This is a genomic window from Okeanomitos corallinicola TIOX110, from assembly GCF_038050375.1.
GTDB classification, from domain to species: Bacteria; Cyanobacteriota; Cyanobacteriia; order Cyanobacteriales; family Nostocaceae; genus Okeanomitos; species Okeanomitos corallinicola.
The window spans coordinates 2367788-2391162 of sequence record NZ_CP150886.1 but is presented as its reverse complement, the minus strand read 5'-3'; the positions used below and the strand labels follow the sequence as shown (position 1 = coordinate 2391162).

The following is a 23375-nucleotide window of genomic DNA, read 5'->3' as shown; positions in this document are numbered from 1 at the left end:
CTCAAAAAGTTCGTAAATTACCCTGGCGTTATTGTAGAACTGTATCAGTAGCTGATTTATTTTTCCTATCATGTCCGTCTATTGTAGCCACAAACACGTAAATAATAACGGTAATAGTTTTTGTACTCACTGTGGGGAGGCTTTACCCTTAATGGTGGGACAGGTGATTGATCATCGTTATGAAATTGGGCGGATTTTGGGGCAAGGTGGCTTTGGGCGGAGTTATTTGGCAATTGATAGGCAAAAAGCCCGTGAAAAGTGTGTTTTAAAAGAATTTGCGCCTCAAGTATCAAAATCTCAGGATTTACAAAAGGCTAAGGAGTTATTTGAACGGGAAGCAAGTGTACTTAAAAAAATTCACCATCCGCAAATTCCCCAGTTTCATGCTTCTTTACAAGCAAAAATTGGTACTAAGGATTTTTTCTTTTTAGTGCAAGATTATGTGGAAGGTATTAACTATTATCAGTTATTTGAGCAACTCCAAACTCAGGGAAAATCTTTGACTGAGGAGGAAGTTATTAACCTGTTGCATAATATTTTACCGATTTTGAGTTATATTCACTCTCTGGATATTGTACATCGGGATATTTCACCGGATAATTTGATTTTACGCCAAAGTGATGGTTTACCAGTGTTGATTGATTTTGGTGGTGTGAAACAGTTACCGGCTTCTCAGGGTTTTTGGCAGACTCAGTTGGTGGGTAATGGTACTCTTTTAGGGAAGAAAGGTTATGCACCAGAAGAACAGTTACTTCAGGGAAAAGTTTATAAAAGTAGTGATCTATATTCTTTAGCGGTGACAGCTTTGGTTTTGGTGACTGGGAAAGAACCCAATTTACTTTATGATAGTTATAACGGGGTTTGGTATTGGGGAAAGGAAATTAAGGTAAGTCCCAAGTTAGAGGGAATTTTAAAGAAGATGTTGGCATATAAGCCAAGCGATCGCTATCAAACCGCAGATCAAATTCTCAAAGATTTACCAACTACAAATTCTAGCCATACACTCATCAATAAAGTAAATACTATGCAACCTTCTGCTAATAGTCAAAATTCCTATATTACTAAGTTAAAAACTATGGTCGCAGCACCAGGGAAAACTGCTTACAGAAAAACTCACTTTGCTTTGCAAAAAGTACCTATGCCAGTATGGTTGCGTCCTTTTGCTGCTACCTTTATCCTCACGATGGGAGTTGGTTTCATTGGTGCGGGTATGTGGTCTGTGGGTAATTTTATGGTAAGAAGTATTACATCAATTAATTTACCTAAAGTTGAACTTCCTCAACTACCATCTATTAGTAATCCTGTTAATGTAGGAAATCAAAACCTTAGTTCGGAAGCAATTTTTAAAAGAATCCAAGAGTTAGAAATCTCTCAAGCTGTGTTTATCAAAACGGTAGATGAAAGATTTTATACCCTTAGACCTGGTTTGAGAGGGAGAATACTAACCGATAAACCAGAAGATCAGGTGTTGCGGGAACAGTGGAATAGTGCAGCAGATGAATTGTTAAAGAATATTGAAAGGGCTAATCTGAGTCAGATAGCACGGAGGAAAATTGGTAGTTTTAGTCAAGAAGATTCCCAAAGATGGGATAGACTAGCTAGGTCTGGTAGATTGGGTAAATATGGTTCTTTCCAGGAATTGAGAGAAGAGACATATCAAAAATTTAATCCCTTGTTTCCTGGACAACAACGTGGCAGACTAACTCAGCAAACCTATATGCAATTCTGGTATGCGATCGCCTCTGATAAAGTAGATAACAAGTAGGAGATGGGGAGATAGGGAGAAAGTAACTAATGACTAACGACTAATGACTAACAACTAATGACTAACAACTAATGACTAACATTTATTGTTCTCAAGGACATCAAAATCCGTCAGGTAGTAAATTTTGTCTTCAGTGTGGTGAAAGTATCCTAGAGAAAATGGGATCTAGTGGTATCCAAGCTGGACAAACTTTAGGCGATCGCTATGTAATTGTACGTCAACTCGGACAAGGTGGTTTTGGTAGAACCTATCTCGCAGAGGATCTCAACCGTTTTCGAGAACCTTGTGTTTTAAAGGAATTTTCCCCCCAAGTCCAAACCCCTTACGTGGTGCAAAAAGCTGAGGAATTATTTCAACGGGAAGCTAGTGTGCTTTATAAATTACAGCATCCCCAAATTCCCCGCTTTCGGGAACTATTGAAAATTAACTTACAAGATAAAGAATCCCTGTTTTTGGTGCAAGATCATGTAGCAGGAGAAACTTATAATTCTTTATTAAATACCCGCAAACAACAGGGTTTAAATTTTACAGAAATTGAAGTCCGTCAACTATTACAACAAATTTTACCAGTATTAACATATATCCACGCTGAGGGTGTGATTCACAGAGATATTTCTCCTGATAACCTCATGCTTCGCAATGCTGATCAATTACCAGTTTTAATTGATTTTGGAGGCGTTAAACAAGTCGCTGCTACCGTTTCTCAATATTATCAATCTGGGGTTAATTCCTCTCCTACTGGGGGAACTTTATTAGGAAAAATCGGTTTTGCACCTCCAGAACAAATGCAAACCGGCATGGTTTCTCCTCACAGTGATTTATATGCTTTAGCTGTAACATCCTTAGTTTTACTGACAGGCAAAAATCCCCAAGAGTTACTTGATACCAGTAATTTAACCTGGGAATGGCGGCGAGAAGTGAGCCTGAGTCCTGAATTGGGAGTAATTTTAGATAAAATGCTATCGCCAAAACCAAGCGATCGCTATCAATCAGCCCGTCAAGTTTTAGACATTCTCAACCCAGCCACGGTTTACAATACTCCTCCCCTTCAAACCCCTGTTAATTATTCTCCCTCCCAACCCCCAGTTACTTCCGCAGTCGGAACAGTTGCTGTATCTCCCGCACCTCCTCCTAAACAACCAGCAACCCCAAATGTAGTTACTTCTCAACCCCAAAGCACAGGTATTTGGACAACCACAAATATATTAATTGTCATAGTTTCAATTTTGGCCAGTGGTGGTTTATTGTGGTGGGGTTTCAATAACCGTTCAGGAGATATGGGAGGAGTTGATCCGGGAGTAACATTAACTCCCACACCCACCGACACTCCAACTTCAGATTCTCAAGATAACTTTTCCAAAGAAGAAAGAGAACGTAAACAAAGATTAAGCGATCGCCGTCAGCAATTAAGCATAGATAGACGTTTTTATATTAGTCTCATTAATCAAATCTTTTGGAATAGAAATCCCAGTTTAAATGGACGCATCCTCACCGATGAACCAAAAGATGAAGAATTACGGGCAGAATGGGATAAAGTAGCAGCCGAAACTTTAGAAAAACTTACTCCCATCAGTAGCAGATCCCGGAGACAAATGGGAACATATACCTCAGCAGAACGCGATCGCTGGAAAGTAGAAGTAAACCGCAGGAATGTTAGTAGTCGTGCGTTATATGATTTGGGTGATGCAGCTTTCTTACGTGTATTCCCAGAACAAAAAGGTAAAAATTTTATTGATCAGCCCATCGGTCAAGTTTGGCACGCATTTGTCAATGATAAACTAAATGCCATCCTGGCAAATAGTTCTTTTCAAAAAATAGTATTTGACCCCAACACAACAGGTAAAACCGTCAGCGGTACTCTTGAACCAGGAAACGGTAAAGTTTTTATAGCTGGACTAGCTAAAGACCAAACCTTAGAAGTTAAATTAGATGCTAGTTCCTCAGTTTTACTATCTATTTATTCTCCCTCTGGAAAAGTCACATTTTTAGAAGACTCTACCCAGCGTAATGTCTCCAAAACACTACCAGAAACAGGGTTTTATGAGTTTGTCGTAGTTTCTACAGGTTCAAAATCTGTAGATTATAGCCTCACAGTAACAGCAGAAAACCCCCCAGAACCAGAACCAGAACCAACACCGACAGAAGAACCTACTTCAGAACCAACAGCAGAACCAACACAAACACCCATACCTTCACAGACACCATAATTTGCTAAACTCCAAAATTATGAAATACTAAAATATTGGGATTGGGAGCGATCGCAAAGTGACTCAAGGTGAAGGTGCAATTAATACAGAAAATCACAACCCCCAGGACTATGAATGGAAGTTCTGGCCTATCGTCCCCCTCTATCCTTACGGTAAACGTCGTACTCTCCGTCAAGAAGTTGTTAAGGATACTATCTGGACGTTTGATCAGATCCAGGGAGTTTTCTATGTAGTTGTACCAATTCGGATGACAGTCATAAAGCTAGAAAATGGTGGTTTAGTGGTTTATGCACCCATCGCACCCACTCCCGAATGTATCCGCTTAGTAAATGAATTAGTTATAGAACATGGTGAAGTCAAGTATATTATTTTGCCCACCGTTTCAGGAATAGAACATAAAGTTTTTGCCGGACCATTTGCGCGATACTTCCCCACAGCACAGATATTTGTTGCACCAGGACAATGGAGTTTTCCCATTAATTTACCTTTGAGTTGGTTAGGTTTACCTAGAAACCGAACTCAGATATTATCCGCAGATATACAAAAAACACCTTTTGCAGATGAATTTGATTATGCCATACTCGGACCATTGGATTTAGGACTGGGTAAATTTGCAGAAGTAGCATTTTTCCACAGGCGATCGCACACCCTCCTAGTTACAGATACCATAGTTTCCATTCCCCCAGATCCACCAGCCATAGTGCAATTAGATCCCTATCCCCTGCTTTATCACGCCAAAGACAAAGCCTACGATATCATTGCCGATACCCTAGAAAATCGTCGCAAAGGATGGCAACGGATCACCCTATTTGCTTTTTATTTCCGTCCCAGTGTAGTGGATGTACCCACTTTTAAAGATGTATGGAGAGATGCACAAAAAGCCCCAGAACGTAGCAAAAAAGCATTTTTTGGGTTTTTTCCCTTTCAATGGCAATCAGGCTGGGAAAGAGCCTATGAAGCATTAAGGGGAAATGGGAGAATATTTGTAGCACCAGTTTTACAGACTTTAATTTTAAATCGCGCTCCCCAGGAAACGCTCAAATGGGCGGATCAAGTGGCAAAATGGGATATAAAATGGATCATTCCTTGTCATTTAGACGCACCCATCAAAGCCAATTCTCAACAATTTCGGCAAGCATTTTCTTTCTTAGAAAAATATCCCCAAAATGGTTTATTGAATAGTAATAGTTATCCATTACCAGAAGATGATTTTCAAGTTTTAAAAGATATTAATAATGGTTTAGATAGATTGGGAATTGTACCACCAGCAAAGGAGAAAGTGTAAAACTTCATGTCAAAGGTTTATTCTAATTTCCAAACCTTATTAGTCTTATCCTGGTTTCCACTAACTATCATCTGTTTCTAATTCTTCTGTTTTGACTATTTTTTTTGGATCAATTTGCCATTTACCATTAATTAAACTTTCAGGAAGATGATGTACTCTAAAGTTACCATGAGTTTCTAGTATTTTAGCAATCTTTTCTGCATCTTGAGCAGGAAGTTGTAAATGTTTAGCTCCGCACTGATTTTGTGTATCCTTTAAGTAGGAATAACGATTGATACCAATAACTAAAGCATCTCTATTCATAACTTATTTATATTATTTTGAGATTATATTAATTTCATATTTTGGTACTATATCAATTAAATGCCATGCTGATACTAAAAACGCCAACACAGTGATATAATTATGCTTTTTATCCTGTCGTGGTGAGAAATGTAACCTAGCAGCATTAAAGAAATATGCTGATAATGCCCATTGTAATTCTTGTCGTGTTAGTTGACATTTTAAGAAACCAAAATTGCGGATTGATTTAATTACTTTCAGGAGATTAGTAATTTGATTTAATAAAGCATCTGATATCACAGCAAATTTTTGATCACTTTTCACCTTGGTTCTAAAAAATTCAGCCTCATCTCCTGAAAATTCAGATGATTGTAAGCAACAGTAAAGTAATTTATAACAATTGTCTACTACTTGTTCAGGTGATAAAGTCGCCAGTTCTTTGATATAAGGTAACAAATGATTTATCCAAATCTCACCCTCTAATTTAGCCAAATCATAAGCTACTAAACCTTGTTCTTTAACTCGCTCAAAATCAATCAACCAACCCACAGTTTCATTAGCAGCATAGAGAATATTATTTAAGTTTAAATCTCCGTGAATAGGTGCTGCATAACCAAGAATAGAAATATAATTATCTGGATGACAAAACCCTTCTCCAAAAACATTTAGTGGTGAAGGTAAACATAATGGACTGATTTTGTTAGCATATTGAAAATTTCTAATTATTTTTAAGTCAACTTCTGAATAATCATGATTATCAAATTCATCAAACCCAGAAAGATTTTCATAAATATTGTTTAATCTTTGGGCTTTGTTATCTAGATAAACTAAAACATTTACCTGCATACCCAGACGAATCCAAGTAGCACCAAAACGCAGCTTTATATCTTCAGAACATCCACATAGATAAACCCTTATCCCTAAAATTGGATGTACTAAAATAATATTTCCCTCATCTTCATTATCTGGAACATCAACAGATATTAATTTCCAACCAGATAATAAAACTTTCTGATATGGTTGGCTAAAAATTTCTGAATTGTGAGGTGATATGTCTGGAAGATTATTTGTTTGATAATACTGATTTTGTGTATCAAGTTTAGTATTTAGTTCTTGCAGATTAGAGAATCCTGCTTGCCAAAGTTCCTCATTTTTAATATCATTAATAATCATATTGGGTACAATCAATACATCACTCTTTTTTGTATTTTCATCTAAATATTCAATCCCAGGTATTTTAATTAATGGTATTAATATTCCAGTGTAAAAACAAGGCAGAACATCACCCAACCAACACCACAAAGGTTGTTTTTTAGGTAACTTAGAAATACTAGATTGATACAGAGGAAATAATACTTTTTCTAAAGTATCTCTAACACATTTTACTAAGAAATTAGCACCATCATCACTGTCTTTATAGTTAGTAAAAACTTCATTGAGAGATTGTAGATTTTGATAATCTTCTGGAAATCCTGCCAATGTGTACATCAAAGCACCCCAAGGCATTTGATTTTGATCAACTTCTGTTAAAATCGGTCTTTGAATAATGTTAGCAGTATAACTATTTAGTCGGGGTTGAATTACTTTTTGATAAGCTAAATACTCTTTTTGAATCAAGAACCAAGCACCTATTTTAATAAAACGAGTCGCTAAACGGTGATTTCTGGAGATAGGACTAACTAAAAAATTTGCCTGTGCTTGAGATTTTCCACCAGATAAAATTTTGATTAGTTCTACCTGTTGTGCTGTTGGGAAAAGTCCAGAAATTAATTTTGTGAAAGCTTTACCTCGTTTACATTTATCGAGAGGTAGTTTCAATTTTAACTTATTAATTAGCGTTTGCCATAAAGGAGAAGTTTGATTAACATTGAACTGCTGAAATGGCACTTCTTGGTAACAACCATAAAGACGATTAACCGCTTTTGCTAAGTGTTTTTCAAGATTAATAAAGTTGAGGTATTCAAGATTTACGGAATTTTCTGTTCTCGTTTCATTGACAAGCTGAACATCTGTGAAAATCAAGCAAGGAATTTCTGGGTATCGCTCTGATAGAATATGAATAGCTTTGACTCCTATATTTTTCCATTCTTGCCACCATTGCTCATCTGTTTGTTGCTGAGTTTGCTCATCTGTCAAATTAGGAAGCCATTCTAAATCAATGATAAAAGCAGCAATTTGATCAGAATTATCATTTAATATCCTATCAAGATAACTATTAAGATTTAGAGCTTGATAAATTAAGTTATATGTGGGTCTTATTTGTTCAATATTTGGATAATGTTCCTGAAAGCAGAGGTTTAAAGGATATGTTTTTACAGTAAAACTTAAAGATAATTTATTTAAAAAATCACATAATCTTGATAATGTTTTAATAAATTTATCTCTTGCAGATGTTTGTTCATACCGATAGTATTTACCAAAATTATTTATACTAGATGCTAATACCTGAAATATTCCATCTTGTTTGCTAATGTAGTCGTTATAATCATCCAAAATATAAATTATTGGTTTGGGACTTCCTAAAAAACTATATAATTTATCATACTCCGGTATTTTCGGTTGAGTTTTTGATAAACTTGACAATAAATCATTTAAAATTTCCTGGCGATTTTGAATGCTGCAATATTCTGTAATTTCTAAAATATTTTCTCCATGAAAATAATCTATATGTTTTTGATCAGGATATTTATTATCCCATTGAGTCCCTTTGATTCCAGTTATAATAATAGGAGATTCAGTAAGATAAAAACCTGGAGTTTGATGTGTTTTCTCTTTGGCTATTTTAGCTTTAATCATATCTCTCATACTCCAGCTAGTTACTTTTCCATGATCCTGATAAATTGGATTAAGACTGGTAAGAATAGCCTGAGTTAATACACCACTTTTATTGATTTCTGCATATACAGGTTCATAATTTCTTGTAGCTGTAATCAAAAAGCGATCACAATTTCTATTAACTATGTCATTTTCCCCAAAATTCAATAACTCTCCACTATATCCACAGTCTAACCAAACTATCTGTTGTTGAACGGGGCTTTTCAGTAATAACTCACGTAACCATTGCAAAGAAACACCATATTTATCGCGTTTATTAGTATCACTTGTAGCTAAAAAACTTTCTATATTACCATCTTCATACTCTTGTAGTAAACCACGACCAGCAAAATATAAAAGTGCTGTATTGGGAATATTTTCCTGTGGGTTAAATAAATCTGTAATTTCTTGTTTTAGTTGTTCTGTAGGAATACATCCTATTGGGTCTATCTGTAATATGTTTTCTTTACTTGGTAATCGCTTTACCTGGAAGTCTCCATAGAGTTCCAGCAAACGCGCAACTGCTTCTGCATCACTATTTGACAATTTTAAATTACCATCTTTACTGGTTGGGAACTCTCTCCAAAAAGGATAACGATTTATACCCACAACTAAAGCTTGACGTTTCATTTCAGTTAACTTAATTAAGGTAGTTACAATTCAAAGCTAAGTTAATCTTAGCATACAATAGTAATACTAAATGACTATACCACCCCGTAATACAACCTTGTTAGGTCTATTAATAGCTTTGAACAAAATCGAAGAACCACAAATTCAGTCTGAACAAGACTTTTTATGAACTAGATTATTTGAAGTCGGTGAACAGCTAGAATTAGATCCTGATGATTGGGAATATATAATATGAAGGGTTTAATATATATTGTTAATAACAAATCTTTCTTAAATAAACTTCTTCATATATTAAATACTAATATACAAACCTTGAATAGTCAGACACTCAATAATCTACTACCTACAGAGAAAGAAATGTTACAAGTATTTGAACTTCCTATTGATTTTGAAGTCCGTGGTGATGATGAACAACCAAATCTAGACAATCAGAAAATTCTCCAAATAGCAATTATGATCCTAAAAAGTAGCAACCCTTCCATTGCAGCTAAACAATCTGATTGGGTAAACCGAATTACAACACTTCTACTGCTCCTAGAGCTTTAAGAGTTGCTTTCACTTCTGGAGTTAAACCTGTCACTCGTGTAATATTCATTCCCTGATAGGGTTTAGGTATTGTCAAAGTTTGCAAACAAGCACCGGTTTTTACATCCCATAACTTAATCGTTTCATCTGCACTACCACTAGCAAGTATTTTCCCACAAAGACTAAAGGTAACTGAATGTACCCAATCACTGTGTTCCTGCAAGATATTGATAGCTTCATAGGAAATCATGTCCCAAAATCTTACAGTACCGTCACCACTACCACTAGCAAGGATATCACCTTGAGGATGAAAAGCTACTGAACGTACCCAGTTAGTATGTTGATCTAAAACTGCTAGACATTCATAACTATTAGTATTCCATAGCCTGATTGTATTGTCATTACTAGCACTGGCTAAAATATTACCTTGAGGGTGAAAAGCTAATGAATTTATCCGTGTAGAATGACCTGGTAAAATTTTTATACACTTTTGAGTTTTAATATCCCATAACTTAACATCACCCTTATAAATACCATAGGCCAAAATTTCGTGATAGGGATGAAAAGCAATAGCATCTATGCTTTCAGTATCTTCTTGCAAAAGAATTTGACATTTCACAGAATCAATATCCCACAGTTTCACGCTACAGTCACGACTCCCACTAGCTAAGTGTTGACTTTGATCACTAAAAGCTACACAACGTACATGATTTTTATGTCCCCGTAAAGTTTTAATGTATTGACGAGATGCTACATCCCATAGCTTGACAGTAGAATCAGCACTACCACTTGCTAAAGTAGTACCCTGAGAATTTAAAGCAATTGAATATACTATGTCGGTATGTCCTGTCAAAGTATCTGTCATTTTAGCATTATTGACATCCTCATTGACATTCCATAGTCGCAACTTTTTATCACTGCTACCACTAATAAGAATGTTACCTTGAGGACTAAAAGCAACTGTACGAATTTCACTAGTGTGTCCCTGCCAAGACGTGGGAGAATTAATGTTATTCACATCTTTGAGATTCCATAATTTTACTATTGAGTTCACATCCCCACTAACAAAAATATTACCTTGAGGACTGAAAACCACTGCACGAATCCAATTTTCATGTTCCTGTAAGGTATTTATATGCTTAATATTCTTAACATCTTCAATATCCCAAATTTGGATATCTGTATCATAACCACCACTAGCTAAAATCTTACCATCTGAACTAAAAGCAACTGTAAGAACTTTATTGTTATGTTTCTTCAAAGTAACTAAAGATTGAGATGTTTGTTTTTCAAAATCCCATATCCTTACAGTTGAATCACCACTACCACTAACTAATATTTTACCATCATTACTAAAGGCAACGGCATAAACTGATTCTGTATGTTCTGTCAAAGTGTGGAAAGACTCCTTCTTATTAATATCCCATAGTCTGATGGTTTTGTCTCTACTCCCACTGGCAAGAATACCTTGAGAACCAAAAGCAACTGCGTGTACACAATCACTATGTCCTGATAAGATATTTAAAGATTTACCAGTAGCAACTTCCCATATTTTGATTGTAGAATCACTACTACCACTAGCTAAGATTTTACCATCTGCATTAAAAGCAATGGAATTTACCCAGTCAGTGTGCGCCGATAAATTGTTCAGAAGTTCACTTGTTTTTACATCCCATAATTGTATAGTGCCATTAGTGCTACCACCAGCTAATATTTTACCATCATTACTAAAGGCTAAGGCTCGCACTACATGACCAGATGAATCATTAATAGTCAAAATCTTTTGTCTGCTTTGGATATCCATTAATTGAATTGTACCGCGATAATCACTGATAGCTAATATCTCTCCATCAGGACTAAATGCCAGGGCAAAAATAGCAGCTATACTTTCTTGAAAGACGGAATTATAAAAATTAGTATTTTGGAAATTAACATTATGCAAGTTTACATCTTTTAGGAATGCTTGCATAATGTTAATCTGAGAAAAATCATAATTAGTTAAATCAATTTGTAAAGTTGCTAGAATGTTGATTAAATTACCTCCAGCATATCCTATATTTTGTTCTGACTTCAATTGTAATAATATTTGTTTTAAATGAAATTCAAGTCGGAATTTATTATTAAACTGATTAAGTAATTTATCTATAATCGGTTTAACAATCAGTTGATTTTGAGTTTCCCTTACATAGTCTTTGGCTGTAGCTTTCATCAACGCATGGCTTTTGAAGATTTGTAATTTCCCAGTGGTTAATTCTGCACATACTTCTGTAATTAAACGTTCAGTTATATCCTCCATAATTACAGATTGTAGCTTAAAACCCAATGCACTTTTATTGATAAGTGAGCGATCTAATAAAAGCTCAAGAGAACTGATTGATGTGGTTAAAAATGGTGATTCTTTAATATCATCTTGCAATTCTTTAAATGTTATAACTTCCCGATTAATTGCTAACCAATATATGATTTGCTTTTCTACATCTGACAATCTTTGAAAATGCCAATCTAAAATGCTGGTAATTTTATCTAAATTGGTGAATTTTAAGTCTAAAAAATCAACTATTCTCACCTGGAGTTTTTTTATCGTTTGAATAATTAGCTTGAGAATTAAAGGGTGACATTCATAGCGTTGAACTAATTGCTGAAATTCCTCATTTGTAGCAACTAACCCTTTATTTATAATCATATTTTTAGCGTCTTCTACCTCTAAGCCGTTGACAGTAAATATGCTCACAGATGAATTTTCTGCTTCTGCATAAGCTAGGGGAATTTCTCGACTAGTTAATAATAAGCAGCTTTGATGTTCTGCTGTGATTATACTGTGGAAAAGTTGACTATATTCTTGATATTTATCTTTATATTGACCTGTGCGATCGCCTGATTGTAAAATTGTTTCTAAATTATCCAAAATCAGTAAACAGCGATATTCTTTGAAATATTCAATTAGCAGGGATATTAATTTATTTACATCTTGTGGTAATTCAATTATATTCTGTTTTGATAGAATTTTAATGATATTTGTGAGGACTTTTTTTAGAGGTGGTGCTTTTTCTAGAGATAGTCCCATTGAAAAATGAAATTCACCCTTGATCTTTTTTGCTAATTCAACAGCTAAGGAAGTTTTACCAATTCCATAAATTCCTGTTAATATTAATAGTTTATATTTATCTGCTAAAATTTTATTTTCCAGGCTTTTAATATCTTGTAACCGTCCATAAAAATTTGTTGATACATCAATATCTGCCAAGTCTTGTTGGGGATTATTAATTATTATCTTTTTTCTATTTCTTGGTATATTTTTGAATAAATTAGGTTTATATTCTCTCAATAAATTTATTAGCTGATATTTTTTGCCTACCTTAACAGTTACACCAAATTTTTTATAAATATTACTCATAATAGAGTTTATATTTGTTTGGGTTATTACTTTAGTATATTTTGACTCTGCTGATAAAATATCAGCAATTTCTTTAAAAGTTTTATCATGGTGCTGAAAGAAACACCATAAGATATTCTTTTCAGTTTTAGTGAGTTTAGATTTAGTTAGTGAGGAGTAAGCCTGTTCAAATTCTTCTCTAGTAATTGCCATTTTATTCATATTTTGACACTTTATATTGACATTCTCTAGAATTTATTGACAAAAATATTTTCATTGACATTTGACACAATTCTTATTACAGCGTGCTATAAAAATTACATTCAAAACTGAATGTCTTTTCTATAACCATAAACAAAACAAAGAACCTGAAAAACAACAATCTACTGATCATTTTTTTAGCTTTAATAATGTCTAATCTGAACATTGCAATTGCATTGGCAGAAACATCACAGAAGTAAACTAGCGTCGTAAATCGGCAAATTATTTCTCCAGAATAGTACAAAACGCCTTATGTGAGTTAAAAATGCCTCAGTCATTTTAAGGTTTTCAGACTTCACTTGAGCAGCAAGTCCTAGCCTTACAAACAAGATTGCGTTCTTTCCGCCTCCAACTCACATAGGCCATATAAGGCCTTTTTAATTTCTGGAGAGGTCTAATAGTTAGAAACAAAACCCAAGAGTCAAAACAATATGAGTATTCAAAATCTATCTGGTGATTTAAGTAGTAGTGACGGTAATAATCCGACTCGTAGTGGAAGTTATTATGATGACCATCGGTTGGATGATTTGACTGTTGGTCAAACTGTACAGATTAACCTGGATGGTAGCTTTGATACCTATCTTCAGTTAGTTAATGCTGCTACAGGACAGGTCATTTCTTTCGATGATGATGGTGGACCTGGTCTTAATTCAGAATTAAGCTTTACTGTTCAGAGTGGAGTTAATTATCTGGTCAGAGCAACTTCTTTTGGCTCTGGAGCAACAGGTACTTATAGTTTAACTACCACACAAGGTGATTTAGAAGCGATTGCTGATCAAGTTTCTGGTGATTTAAGTAGTAGTGACGGTAATAATCCGACTCGTAGTGGAAGTTATTATGATGACCATCGGTTGGATGATTTGACTGTTGGTCAAACTGTACAGATTAACCTGGATGGTAGCTTTGATACCTATCTTCAGTTAGTTAATGCTGCTACAGGACAGGTCATTTCTTTCGATGATGATGGTGGACCTGGTCTTAATTCAGAATTAAGCTTTACTGTTCAGAGTGGAGTTAATTATCTGGTCAGAGCAACTTCTTTTGGCTCTGGAGCAACAGGTACTTATAGTTTAACTACCACACAAGGTGATTTAGAAGCGATTGCTGATCAAGTTTCTGGTGATTTAAGTAGTAGTGACGGTAATAATCCGACTCGTAGTGGAAGTTATTATGATGACCATCGGTTGGATGATTTGACTGTTGGTCAAACTGTACAGATTAACCTGGATGGTAGCTTTGATACCTATCTTCAGTTAGTTAATGCTGCTACAGGACAGGTCATTTCTTTCGATGATGATGGTGGACCTGGTCTTAATTCAGAATTAAGCTTTACTGTTCAGAGTGGAGTTAATTATCTGGTCAGAGCAACTTCTTTTGGCTCTGGAGCAACAGGTACTTATAGTTTAACTACCACACAAGGTGATTTAGAAGCGATTGCTGATCAAGTTTCTGGTGATTTAAGTAGTAGTGACGGTAATAATCCGACTCGTAGTGGAAGTTATTATGATGACCATCGGTTGGATGATTTGACTGTTGGTCAAACTGTACAGATTAACCTGGATGGTAGCTTTGATACCTATCTTCAGTTAGTTAATGCTGCTACAGGACAGGTCATTTCTTTCGATGATGATGGTGGACCTGGTCTTAATTCAGAATTAAGCTTTACTGTTCAGAGTGGAGTTAATTATCTGGTCAGAGCAACTTCTTTTGGCTCTGGAGCAACAGGTACTTATAGTTTAACTACCACACAAGGTGATTTAGAAGCGATTGCTGATCAAGTTTCTGGTGATTTAAGTAGTAGTGACGGTAATAATCCGACTCGTAGTGGAAGTTATTATGATGACTATCGGTTGGATGATTTGACTGTTGGTCAAACTGTACAGATTAACCTGGATGGTAGCTTTGATACCTATCTTCAGTTAGTTAATGCTGCTACAGGACAGGTCATTTCTTTCGATGATGATGGTGGACCTGGTCTTAATTCAGAATTAAGCTTTACTGTTCAGAGTGGAGTTAATTATCTGGTCAGAGCAACTTCTTTTGGCTCTGGAGCAACAGGTACTTATAGTTTAACTACCACACAAGGTGATTTAGAAGCGATTGCTGATGTATCCGTACCTAATACATATCTCCCCTTTGACTCTACCCAAGTCTTTAATTTGAATAGCAATTCAGATGCAGACCATATCATCTATCTCGATTTTGATGGACATACTACCAACGGAACTTTATGGAATAACAGCTATGGAAATAATATTGTCACAGCAGCCTATGATACGGATGGTAATACCGCTAGTTTCTCTAATGCCGAACTAGAAACAATTTGGCGAATTTGGCAGCGAGTTTCCGAAGATTTTAGCCCTTTTGATGTCAATGTTACTACCGCAGCCCCATCAACTGATCAGTTAATTAACAGCGGTGGTAGTGATACTCAATGGGGTGTTCGTGTTTCTATTGGTGGAGATGGTTCTTGGTATGGGAGTGCAGGTGGTGTAGCTTATCTTGATTCTTTCAACTGGTATAGTGATACTCCCACCTTTGTCTTTGAAGATAATCTTGGGAATGGTAATGAGAAATTTACGGCTGAAGCCATTAGCCATGAAGTGGGTCATACACTAGGACTTTCCCATGATGGAACTTCTACTGTTGAATATTATCAAGGTCATGGTAGTGGAGAAACAGGATGGGCTCCCATTCTGGGCGTTGGCTATTATAGTGAATTGACTCAATGGAGTCAAGGTGAATATAGCGATGCTGAAAATCAAGAAGATGATTTAGCCATTATTACGAGTCAGAATGGATTTGGTTATCGAGTGGATGACTATGGTGATAATTCCTCTAGTGCTGCTGCTTTATCGAGTATAGGAGGAGTGGTAGAAAACTATGGCATCATCGAAACCAATAACGACTCTGACTGGTTTAGCTTTACCACAACAACAGGCAACATTGATTTAGATATTAATGCCTTTGAGCGTGGTGCTAACCTAGACATTTTAGCTGAGTTGTATAATTCTGCTGGTCAATTTATTCTGGGTTCTAATCCAGTTGGAAATTTGTCTGCTAGTATTAGCACTACTCTAGGTGCAGGGCAGTATTTCCTAAGCGTTACTGGTACTGGAGAAGGAAATCCACTAGGGACAGGATACAGTGATTACGGAAGTTTAGGGCAATATTCCATTAGTGGAACTATTGTTTAAGGTTCATACCAACTAATTAAATACTTCAATATTGCGATCGCCCTCTAGCCACTTTTACTTCATCAAAGCGATCGCATTTCTTAATAATATAAGATAACAAACTACAAATCCATTCGCATACATCTGCGTTTAGTTCTGACTTCTGATCTTCCTGAAAATTGATGTTTGGTATAATCACCGACAAATCAACCCAACATCACCCCACCATGCTACCAATTATTTATTCAGACGAATTTTTAGATCACGACACAGGAAACTATCATCCTGAAAAACCAGAACGGTTAACAGCCATTGTAGAAGCCTTAAAAAATGCTGAATTTGCCGAAAAAATTACATGGGTAAACCCCACCCCAGTCACCAAAGACCTCATACAGTGGGTAGAAAAAGTCCACACCACCGAACATATCAGACTCATCAAAGCCATAGCTGAAAACGGTGGAGGTTACTTAGATGGAGACACCCCAATTTCTCCCCGCAGCTATGATGTAGCATTATTAGCAGTCAGTGCTTGGTTAGATGGAGTTCAGGAAGTTTTGAGCAGACATAAACCTGCATTCGTATTAGCAAGGCCACCAGGACATCACGCCGAAAGAGATAGAGGAATGGGCTTTTGCCTATTTTCCAACGTCGCAATTGCCGCTGAATATGCTTTACAACAACCAGAAATTAACCGTGTCGCTATCCTCGACTGGGACGTTCATCACGGTAACGGTACTCAATCCATAGTAGAAAAAAACCCCCAAATAATCTATTGTTCCTTACATCAATCTCCCGCATACCCTGGTACTGGCCAAGAATCAGAACAAGGTTTCCACAACAACGTTTTAAACATACCCATACTTCCAGGTAGCGACATTAACACCTACAACCCACTCTGGGAAAAAAAGATCATCCCCTTTTTAACCAACTTTCAACCAGACATACTCATAGTTAGCGCCGGATATGATGCCTTAGCAGACGATCCCTTAGCAAGTATAAACTTACAACCCGAAGATTTTGGCTTATTCACTCAATACTGTTTAAGCATCACCCCAAACATCCTCTTTGGCTTAGAAGGAGGCTATGATTTACCAACCCTATCAAAATCAGTAACTTACACAATCGAATCTTGTTTAAATATCACGTAAAATCTTCTCTCTGCGACTCTGCGCCTCTGCGTGAGAAAAACTCCTCAAAAATCAACGGAGAGGGGGGGATTCGAACCCCCGTTGGGTTTCCCCAAAACGCATTTCGAGTGCGTCACCATCAACCACTCGGACACCTCTCCAAATTATTCATTTATATAATTCACTGAACCTTAGTGAACAAGGATATCTTTATCATACCCCATTAAACATAATAGCATTCTATTTGATAACTGACTACAAATTAGAAGATTTGTTTTCTGTCACCTGAATAAAAGCCTCAAAATCACCATTAGGTGTCCATTGAATTGCCCCATCTCTACCAGTAAAAAACAATTTAGTATTTCCTTTACTGATAGCAGATAAAGTTTTACTATTCAGATTATTTGTAGTTGCGATCGCCACAGATGGTTTTAGCACCTCCACCAAATCCTGTAAAGATTCCGGTGGACACCAAAGCACTTGGGGAGAAGATAAATCACCATTTTTAACTAATTGTTCTATTTGTTGAGATTTAACAGTACCAACCAATAACCAATTTTGTCCAAAAATTTGTAGCTTTAAAATCGGTAAAGTATCATTTACAAATTGGGCAATACCAGCACTAATATTGACAACCTGACCTAATGCTAAAGGTTGATAAATTCCTTGATGCTTTTGTAGTTTTTGTTGAATAGCTTGAATCTCCAGATTATTTTCTAATTTAGAAGCGTAAGCATAAAAATTTTTAATTGGTAAACTGTGCAGAATTTCTAGCCAAGCATCATTTTCATTAACCAGAAATTTACTAGCAATTGCTAAATCAATTTTATTAATTCCCTGTTGTTGTAGAAACGGCAAAATTGTAAACCGTCCCGTACCTTCATCACTACTATTAATTAAAGTTATTTTGCCCTTATCTTGAATTACCAAAACCGGTTCTTTATCAGTCGCTAATAATGTAATTCTTAACAAATTATTCGTCGAATGCCAAACAGGAACAACAATCAAAACTACAGCCATTAAACCCGCAAGCCACCATCTTTTTTGCCACCAGCGCATCAACAAAGTCAGAATAATTAACCCGTAAATTATCAGCATCTGCCAAGTAGAAATACTCCCAACAGCAACCGAACTTCCTGGCAAAATAGCAAAAAATTCAGCAATTTTAATTAGCCAATGACTGGGATAATATAAAAAACTAGCTAAAGTGCTACCTAAATCCGGCAAAATTAAACTTGCCAAACCACTAATCATCCCACCAATACTAATCACAGAAATTAACGGCGTAGTAATAATATTTAACGGCACACTATAAACAGCAACCACACTAAAAATATTTAAAAGTAAAGGTAAAGTCCAAATCGTAGCTGCCAAAGGAACAGCAATTAAAGAAGCAATAATGGGAGGTAACCAATCCAAACGTTTAGTTATCGGCGTAGCTGTAACAATCAACCCCAAAGTTGCTAAAAAACTCAGTTGAAAACCTAAATCCCAAATCCAAACAGGATTAAATACTAATAATAAAGTAGCAGCTAATAATAAAGATCCTAATTGTCGAACTTTTCTCTCCAAAGCCAACCCAATTAAAGCAGCAAAACCCATAATTACTGCCCTAAGTACCGAAGCTTGAAAACCCGCCAAACATAAGAAAGAAATTAAGCCCAACCCACCACAAAAAATTTGAATTCCTTTATTGGCCTTTCTAGTTAACTGTAAAATTATCCCCAAAATTAACGAAGTTTGAAAACCAGAAGCAGCCAAAGCATGAGCTAAACCAACCTTTACAAATAAATCCCGCACATCATAAGGTAAATCAACAGCCTTACCCCCCAAAACCATCGCACTCACTAAAGGCCCTTCAGGAACACCTAAAAAACGAACTTGCGATTTTACAATTTGTTCCCGAACCTGCCACCATCCCCATTTTCTTTCCTCATCAATAATATTGATTTGTTTACCAACCAAACCCGCAAAAGTACCCTCCTGTTTCAGATACTTTTGAAAATCAAAAGCCCCAGGATTTGCCGCAGCTTTTGGTTTATACAACATCCCTGTCACCGCAATTTCTTGACTAGGATATAAACCAGTCGCCTGCAATATCGGCACAGTCACATATAACTTACCTGTCACTCCTTGTGGCACATCAGAAGCACCTTGATCATTTTTCACCTCATCCAACTGCGTCGCTTCTAGCCAAAATTGCCCCCTTTGACTACGAGTTAAACGAGGATTACTCGCAACATTACCACGTACAATTACTAACTGTTCTTGGTTACTATTATTTTCATCAGAAATAAACTGACTAATATCCTTTGTACCTGGCTGTGGTACTCGCAATTGAAAATAAAAAGTAGCCAACAAACCCACAAAACCAGCTATCAACCAGACATTAGGATGGGGAGTAGCCAGAGGAAGATTATTTCCTGACCTACCTTTTGTAAGAGATTTATCCCTTTTTTGAGTTAATTTTTGGAAATTAATATAAATCGCACGAAAAAAAACTGCGGCTAATATCCCCAGTCCAAAAACCCACACACCACCCCAAGGAAATACCGTAAACAGCAACCCTAAAATATAGGCAAGACAAATAATTACACTATTACTTGGCATCATAAAATATAAATAAAAATGTAGGTTGGGTTCAGCAACAGCGCAACCCAACAAAAATCAAAATCTGGAAAATATCAATCCTACAAAGATATACCCAAATTGAATCCTAATACAGCATGAACAAATAAAATCAAAAGTGCTGTACTCCCTAAATAGGCATGAAAAGCCCGCAAACCGGCTTTATCTCCAAAAAACCCACTTAGAGAAATTGCACCATTAACCAACAACAGTAAAAGCACAATTGAACCAGTCCAAAAATGAGGACTCTCAAAAAGCGGTTTCTGCTGCATTACCAAAGACAACACACCACCTGTATAACCACCAGCCAAAAATATAAATAACCAAGGTGCTAACAGACGATGGGCATTCTTACTTTTGACAGCAGCATCCTTATCTGTATTTTGTAGTAATTTACCTCGCCAACCAGACACACCTACAAAAGTACCCACCACAAAAATCACAATCCCCATCATTACTGGATGTCCCCAATGCACAACAGGTTCAGGAACACCCAAAGAACGAAACCAAGCCGCAATAGGTTCTAAAGCTTCACTGATATTAACCATTTCACACACACCATCATTGTTGGATTTAAAAAAGACTCCCCCACAATCGGAGGAGTTACAAAATTTAACACTTAGCCTACTGTTAAACTTACGCCATTTTTAAGTAACGGGAAACCCAATTTTTCTCTTTGTTCAACATATAAATGAGCAACCTTCCTAGCCAAATGACGAATCCTAGCAATATAGCGAGTCCGTTCCGTCACCGAAATTACACCTCTGGCATCCAGCAAATTAAAAGTATGGGAACACTTCATCACATAATCCAAACTAGGTAAAACCAAACCCCGTTCAGTCAATTGGGATGCTTCCTGCTCATACATATTAAATAGATTCAGCAGCATCTCAGGATTCGAGGCTTCAAAATTATAAGTACACTGCTCAATCTCAGCCTGAAGAAAAACATCCCCGTAGGTAATATCATCTGTCCATTGAATCTTAGTAATAGACTCCACCTGCTGAAGATACATCACCAATCTCTCTAAACCATAGGTAATCTCAATAGACACCGGACGGCAATCAATACCCCCACATTGTTGGAAGTAAGTAAACTGGGTAATTTCCATCCCATCCAGCCACACTTCCCAACCAGTACCCCAAGCCCCTACAGTTGCATCCTCCCAATTATCCTCCACAAACCGCACATCATGATCCTCTGGACGAATACCCAAAGCTCTCAAAGAATCAAGATAAATGTCTTGAATGTTATCTGGCGAAGGCTTAATCAAAACTTGGTACTGATAATAATGTTGAAACCGATTCGGATTTTCCCCGTAACGTCCATCCGTCGGACGACGACAAGGTTCAATATAAGCCACAGCCCACGGCTCTGGCCCCAAAGCCCTTAAAAAAGTTTGTGGGTTCTTAGTTCCCGCTCCCTTCTCCATGTCATAGGGTTGAGCAATCAGACAACCACGCTCACCCCAAAATTGATGTAAAACCGCTATTACTGACTGAAAATTCACTATCTACTCTTCCTTAAGTCAACAATTCCTAAACCATTGTTTCCTAAAACTACCATTCTGAGCAGCTTTCAGCCGTTAAAAAAATTTTTCCCAAAAAACTTTGAAAAAAGAGTTGACAAACCAAAGGAGGTTCGTTATATTAATTAAGTGCCGGACAGAGAGCCGCCAAAGAGCGGACTCGGAAGGACACCGAACCTTGAAAATAATATAGTTTGAAAGACAGTATATAACAAGTCCTGCGTCAAGTAAAGATAATTACTACCTGACTGAGGTATTAAATCAGTCGAAAGAGCTACAAACAAACCAAAACGGAGAGTTTGATCCTGGCTCAGGATGAACGCTGGCGGTATGCTTAACACATGCAAGTCGAACGGTCTCTTCGGAGATAGTGGCGGACGGGTGAGTAACGCGTGAGAATTTGGCTTTAGGTCGGGGACAACAGTTGGAAACGACTGCTAATACCGGATATGCCGGAAGGTGAAAGATTTATTGCCTGAAGATAAGCTCGCGTCTGATTAGCTAGTTGGTAGTGTAAGGGACTACCAAGGCGACGATCAGTAGCTGGTCTGAGAGGATGATCAGCCACACTGGGACTGAGACACGGCCCAGACTCCTACGGGAGGCAGCAGTGGGGAATTTTCCGCAATGGGCGAAAGCCTGACGGAGCAATACCGCGTGAGGGAGGAAGGCTCTTGGGTCGTAAACCTCTTTTCTCAAGGAAGAAAAAAATGACGGTACTTGAGGAATAAGCATCGGCTAACTCCGTGCCAGCAGCCGCGGTAATACGGAGGATGCAAGCGTTATCCGGAATGATTGGGCGTAAAGGGTCCGCAGGTGGAACTGAAAGTCTGCTGTTAAAGAATTTGGCTCAACCAGATAAAAGCAGTGGAAACTACAGAACTAGAGTACGTTCGGGGCAGAAGGAATTCCTAGTGTAGCGGTGAAATGCGTAGATATTAGGAAGAACACCGGTGGCGAAAGCGTTCTGCTAGGCCGTAACTGACACTGAGGGACGAAAGCTAGGGGAGCGAATGGGATTAGATACCCCAGTAGTCCTAGCCGTAAACGATGGATACTAGGCGTGGCTTGTATCGACCCGAGCCGTGCCGTAGCTAACGCGTTAAGTATCCCGCCTGGGGAGTACGCACGCAAGTGTGAAACTCAAAGGAATTGACGGGGGCCCGCACAAGCGGTGGAGTATGTGGTTTAATTCGATGCAACGCGAAGAACCTTACCAAGGCTTGACATCCTGCGAATCTCGGTGAAAGCTGAGAGTGCCTTCGGGAGCGCAGAGACAGGTGGTGCATGGCTGTCGTCAGCTCGTGTCGTGAGATGTTGGGTTAAGTCCCGCAACGAGCGCAACCCTCGTTTTTAGTTGCCAGCATTAAGTTGGGCACTCTAGAGAGACTGCCGGTGACAAACCGGAGGAAGGTGAGGATGACGTCAAGTCAGCATGCCCCTTACGCCTTGGGCTACACACGTACTACAATGCTACGGACAAAGGGCAGCTACACAGCGATGTGATGCAAATCTCATAAACCGTAGCTCAGTTCAGATCGAAGGCTGCAACTCGCCTTCGTGAAGGAGGAATCGCTAGTAATTGCAGGTCAGCATACTGCAGTGAATTCGTTCCCGGGCCTTGTACACACCGCCCGTCACACCATGGAAGTTGGTCACGCCCGAAGTCATTACCCCAACCGCAAGGAGGGGGATGCCGAAGGTAGGACTGGTGACTGGGGTGAAGTCGTAACAAGGTAGCCGTACCGGAAGGTGTGGCTGGATCACCTCCTTT

General features: G+C 37.5%; 13 protein-coding genes, 1 tRNA gene and 1 rRNA gene. 7 read left to right on the top strand and 8 right to left on the bottom strand.

Annotated elements, in window-relative coordinates; translation table 11 throughout:
• Window positions 1-70 precede the first annotated feature (70 nt).
• From WJM97_RS10375 to WJM97_RS10365, 3 genes are all read left to right on the top strand, one after another.
• Complete coding sequence (locus WJM97_RS10375) at window positions 71-1765, top strand: serine/threonine-protein kinase (protein WP_353932947.1); 1695 nt, start codon at window positions 71-73, stop codon at window positions 1763-1765.
• 71 nt (window positions 1766-1836) lie between these two features.
• Complete coding sequence (locus WJM97_RS10370) at window positions 1837-3972, top strand: protein kinase (RefSeq protein ID WP_353932946.1); 2136 nt, start codon at window positions 1837-1839, stop codon at window positions 3970-3972.
• A 58-nt stretch (window positions 3973-4030) separates the two neighbouring features.
• Window positions 4031-5257, top strand: coding sequence for a DUF4336 domain-containing protein (locus WJM97_RS10365; protein WP_353932945.1), 1227 nt, complete (start codon window positions 4031-4033; stop codon window positions 5255-5257).
• 60 nt (window positions 5258-5317) lie between these two features.
• Here the strand turns inward: WJM97_RS10365 and WJM97_RS10360 are convergent, their stop codons facing one another.
• Together WJM97_RS10360 and WJM97_RS10355 are read right to left on the bottom strand one after the other, a co-directional pair.
• A complete protein-coding gene (locus tag WJM97_RS10360) occupies window positions 5318-5560 on the bottom strand; it encodes a hypothetical protein (RefSeq protein ID WP_353932944.1) in 243 nt (80 codons plus the stop codon).
• Window positions 5561-5572: 12 nt separating this feature from the next.
• Window positions 5573-8983, bottom strand: coding sequence for a hypothetical protein (locus WJM97_RS10355; RefSeq protein WP_353932943.1), 3411 nt, complete (start codon window positions 8981-8983; stop codon window positions 5573-5575).
• 312 nt (window positions 8984-9295) lie between these two features.
• On the opposite strand from WJM97_RS10355, the gene WJM97_RS10350 reads away from it, so the two are divergent.
• Window positions 9296-9529, top strand: a complete 234-nt coding sequence (locus tag WJM97_RS10350; protein WP_353932942.1) for a hypothetical protein — start codon at window positions 9296-9298, stop codon at window positions 9527-9529.
• On the opposite strand, the gene WJM97_RS10345 is transcribed toward WJM97_RS10350, so the two are convergent.
• Window positions 9498-13094 carry a WD40 repeat domain-containing protein gene (locus tag WJM97_RS10345; protein ID WP_353932941.1) on the bottom strand — a complete coding sequence of 1199 codons (3597 nt, stop codon included), beginning with the start codon at window positions 13092-13094 and terminating at the stop codon, window positions 9498-9500. The two genes, WJM97_RS10350 and WJM97_RS10345, sit on opposite strands and share 32 nt — an antisense overlap.
• 479 nt (window positions 13095-13573) lie before the next feature.
• Between WJM97_RS10345 and WJM97_RS10340 the strand changes: the two genes are divergently transcribed.
• Entirely contained in the window at window positions 13574-16339 is a 2766-nt protein-coding gene (locus WJM97_RS10340; RefSeq protein WP_353932940.1) for a hypothetical protein, read from the top strand.
• Window positions 16340-16364: 25 nt separating this feature from the next.
• On the opposite strand, the gene WJM97_RS10335 is transcribed toward WJM97_RS10340, so the two are convergent.
• The gene (locus WJM97_RS10335) at window positions 16365-16517 is read right to left on the bottom strand and encodes a hypothetical protein (RefSeq protein ID WP_353932939.1); all 153 of its coding nucleotides are present in this window, start codon (window positions 16515-16517) and stop codon (window positions 16365-16367) included.
• Between the two features lie 28 nt (window positions 16518-16545).
• Here WJM97_RS10335 and WJM97_RS10330 point away from each other — a divergent pair, with 28 nt between their 5' ends.
• Window positions 16546-17466, top strand: coding sequence for a histone deacetylase (locus tag WJM97_RS10330; RefSeq protein ID WP_353932938.1), 921 nt, complete (start codon window positions 16546-16548; stop codon window positions 17464-17466).
• A gap of 55 nt (window positions 17467-17521) precedes the next feature.
• On the opposite strand, the gene WJM97_RS10325 is transcribed toward WJM97_RS10330, so the two are convergent.
• The 4 genes from WJM97_RS10325 to glyQ all read right to left on the bottom strand — a co-directional run bounded on the left by WJM97_RS10325 (window position 17522) and on the right by glyQ (window position 21583).
• Window positions 17522-17606, bottom strand: a tRNA-Ser gene (locus WJM97_RS10325).
• A gap of 94 nt (window positions 17607-17700) precedes the next feature.
• Window positions 17701-20058, bottom strand: coding sequence for a ComEC/Rec2 family competence protein (locus WJM97_RS10320; RefSeq protein ID WP_353932937.1), 2358 nt, complete (start codon window positions 20056-20058; stop codon window positions 17701-17703).
• Between the two features lie 77 nt (window positions 20059-20135).
• Complete coding sequence (locus WJM97_RS10315; RefSeq protein WP_353932936.1) at window positions 20136-20621, bottom strand: DUF4079 domain-containing protein; 486 nt, start codon at window positions 20619-20621, stop codon at window positions 20136-20138.
• A gap of 71 nt (window positions 20622-20692) precedes the next feature.
• Window positions 20693-21583 (bottom strand): glycine--tRNA ligase subunit alpha, encoded by an 891-nt coding sequence (gene glyQ / locus WJM97_RS10310; protein ID WP_353932935.1) that lies wholly within the window; start codon window positions 21581-21583, stop codon window positions 20693-20695.
• A 305-nt stretch (window positions 21584-21888) separates the two neighbouring features.
• On the opposite strand from glyQ, the gene WJM97_RS10305 reads away from it, so the two are divergent.
• Window positions 21889-23375: ribosomal RNA gene (locus tag WJM97_RS10305) — 16S ribosomal RNA — on the top strand.

Bases quoted from the DNA above. Each gene is read 5' to 3' on its own strand.
- WJM97_RS10360 (WP_353932944.1), bottom strand. From the start codon at position 5,560: ATGAATAGAGATGCTTTAGTTATTGGTATCAATCGTTATTCCTACTTA.
- WJM97_RS10345 (WP_353932941.1), bottom strand. From the start codon at position 13,094: ATGGCAATTACTAGAGAAGAATTTGAACAGGCTTACTCCTCACTAACT.
- WJM97_RS10320 (WP_353932937.1), bottom strand. From the start codon at position 20,058: ATGATGCCAAGTAATAGTGTAATTATTTGTCTTGCCTATATTTTAGGG.
- WJM97_RS10355 (WP_353932943.1), bottom strand. From the start codon at position 8,983: ATGAAACGTCAAGCTTTAGTTGTGGGTATAAATCGTTATCCTTTTTGG.
- WJM97_RS10375 (WP_353932947.1), top strand. From the start codon at position 71: ATGTCCGTCTATTGTAGCCACAAACACGTAAATAATAACGGTAATAGT.
- WJM97_RS10315 (WP_353932936.1), bottom strand. From the start codon at position 20,621: ATGGTTAATATCAGTGAAGCTTTAGAACCTATTGCGGCTTGGTTTCGT.
- WJM97_RS10340 (WP_353932940.1), top strand. From the start codon at position 13,574: ATGAGTATTCAAAATCTATCTGGTGATTTAAGTAGTAGTGACGGTAAT.
- WJM97_RS10330 (WP_353932938.1), top strand. From the start codon at position 16,546: ATGCTACCAATTATTTATTCAGACGAATTTTTAGATCACGACACAGGA.
- WJM97_RS10370 (WP_353932946.1), top strand. From the start codon at position 1,837: ATGACTAACATTTATTGTTCTCAAGGACATCAAAATCCGTCAGGTAGT.